Source organism: Marinilactibacillus sp. XAAS-LB27 (assembly GCF_036039175.1).
Classification (GTDB): Bacteria; Bacillota; Bacilli; order Lactobacillales; family Carnobacteriaceae_A; genus Marinilactibacillus.
The window spans coordinates 1-2,533 of sequence record NZ_JAYXKP010000014.1; the positions used below are offsets into that span (position 1 = coordinate 1).

Below are 2,533 nucleotides of genomic sequence, written 5' to 3' on the forward strand. Positions count from 1 at the left end.
CGACTTTCGTCCCTGCTCGACTTGTAGGTCTCGCAGTCAAGCTCCCTTCTGCCTTTACACTCTTCGAATGATTTCCAACCATTCTGAGGGAACCTTTGGGCGCCTCCGTTACTCTTTAGGAGGCGACCGCCCCAGTCAAACTGCCCATCTGACACTGTCTCCCAACCGGATTACGGTTGCGGGTTAGAGTGGCCATACAGCGAGGGTAGTATCCCACCATTGCCTCCACCAAAACTGGCGTTCTGGCTTCATTGGCTCCTACCTATCCTGTACAAGCTGTACAGACACTCAATATCAAACTACAGTAAAGCTCCATGGGGTCTTTCCGTCCTGTCGCGGGTAACCTGCATCTTCACAGGTACTATAATTTCACCGAGTCTCTCGTTGAGACAGTGCCCAAATCGTTACACCTTTCGTGCGGGTCGGAACTTACCCGACAAGGAATTTCGCTACCTTAGGACCGTTATAGTTACGGCCGCCGTTTACTGGGGCTTCAATTCAAAGCTTCGCCGAAGCTAACCTTTCCTCTTAACCTTCCAGCACCGGGCAGGTGTCAGCCCCTATACATCTTCTTTCGAATTAGCAGAGACCTGTGTTTTTGGTAAACAGTCGCTTGGGCCTATTCACTGCGGCTGACCAGATGGTCAGCACCCCTTCTCCCGAAGTTACGGGGTCATTTTGCCGAGTTCCTTAACGAGAGTTCTCTCGATCACCTTAGGATTCTCTCCTCGACTACCTGTGTCGGTTTGCGGTACGGGCAGCCTACTTCTAACTAGAAGCTTTTCTTGACAGTGTGACATCAGATACTTCGGTACTATAATTTCCCTCCCCATCACAACTTGTCCGTATAGATATAAGCATTTGACTCATATCAAGACTTGTTGCTTGGGCGCGCATATCCAACAGCGCGCTTATCTTAGCCTTCTGCGTCCCTCCATTGTTCAAACAAAGCAGACTGGTACAGGAATCTCTACCTGTTGTCCATCGCCTACGCCTATCGGCCTCGGCTTAGGTCCCGACTAACCCTGGGAGGACGAGCCTTCCCCAGGAAACCTTAGTCATTCGGTGCACGGGATTCTCACCCGTGTTTCGCTACTCATACCGGCATTCTCACTTCTAAGCGCTCCACAAGTCCTCACGATCTTGCTTCAATGCCCTTAGAACGCTCTCCTACCATAGAACCATTGGTTCTATCCGTGGTTTCGGTATCTTGTTTAGCCCCGGTAAATTTTCGGCGCAGGACCACTCGACTAGTGAGCTATTACGCACTCTTTAAATGATGGCTGCTTCTAAGCCAACATCCTAGTTGTCTGAGCAGTCCCACATCCTTTTCCACTTAACAAGAATTTTGGGACCTTAACCGACGGTCTGGGCTGTTTCCCTTTCCACTACGGATCTTATCACTCGCAGTGTGACTCCCGGATCTACATACAGTGGCATTCGGAGTTTATCAGGATTCGGTAACCCGATAAGGGCCCCTAGTCCAAACAGTCGCTCTACCTCCACGATGCACTATCCGAGGCTAGCCCTAAAGCTATTTCGGAGAGAACCAGCTATCTCCAAGTTCGATTGGAATTTCTCCGCTACCCACACCTCATCCCCGCACTTTTCAACGTACGTGGGTTCGGGCCTCCAGTGCATTTCACTGCACCTTCACCCTGGACATGGGTAGGTCACTTGGTTTCGGGTCGACGACGGCATACTAAACGCCCTATTCAGACTCGCTTTCGCTGCGGCTCCACCTCTTCGGCTTAACCTTGCATGACATCGTCACTCGCCGGTCCATTCTACAAAAGGTACGCCATCACCCGTAAAAGGGCTTTGACTACTTGTAAGCACACGGTTTCAGGTGCTGTTTCACTCCCCTTCCGGGGTTCTTTTCACCTTTCCCTCACGGTACTGGTTCACTATCGGTCACTAGGAAGTATTTAGGCTTGGGAGATGGTCCTCCCGGATTCCGACGGAATTTCTCGTGTTCCGCCGTACTCAGGATACCAGCTAGGTAAGATCAGATGTCGTATACGGGGCTTTCACCCTGTCTCGCGAACCATTCCAGGTTCTTCTACTATCTTTACTCGTCCATATCGCCGGTCCTACAACCCCAAAGAGCAAGCTCTTTGGTTTGGCCTCTTCCCGTTTCGCTCGCCGCTACTCAGGGAATCGCATTTGCTTTCTCTTCCTGCAGGTACTTAGATGTTTCAGTTCCCCACGTCTACCTTCTTCTCAGCTATGTATTCACTGAAAAGATATCACCCTATGACTGGTGATGGGTTCCCCCATTCGGAAATCTTTGGATCAAAGCTCACTTACAGCTCCCCAAAGCATATCGGTGTTCGTCCCGTCCTTCGTCGGCTCCTAGTGCCAAGGCATCCACCGTGCGCCCTTGTTCACTTAACCTTGCGGTTAAGAGTATGATATTAATTAGCGATGAGAGTTCTATTCAAGGAACAAAACTTTCTCAATTTGTTAATCTCGGTGTTGTTTCTTAACATGTTTGTTATTAATTCAACTATCCAGTTTTCAAAGAACAAAG

The 2,533-nt window shown here is 49.8% G+C and carries 1 rRNA gene; it reads right to left on the reverse strand.

The annotated features are described in order from the left end of the window. Positions 1–2,397: ribosomal RNA gene (locus VXN63_RS11950) — 23S ribosomal RNA — on the reverse strand; the annotation flags it as partial. Between the last annotated feature and the right edge of the window lie 136 nt (positions 2,398–2,533).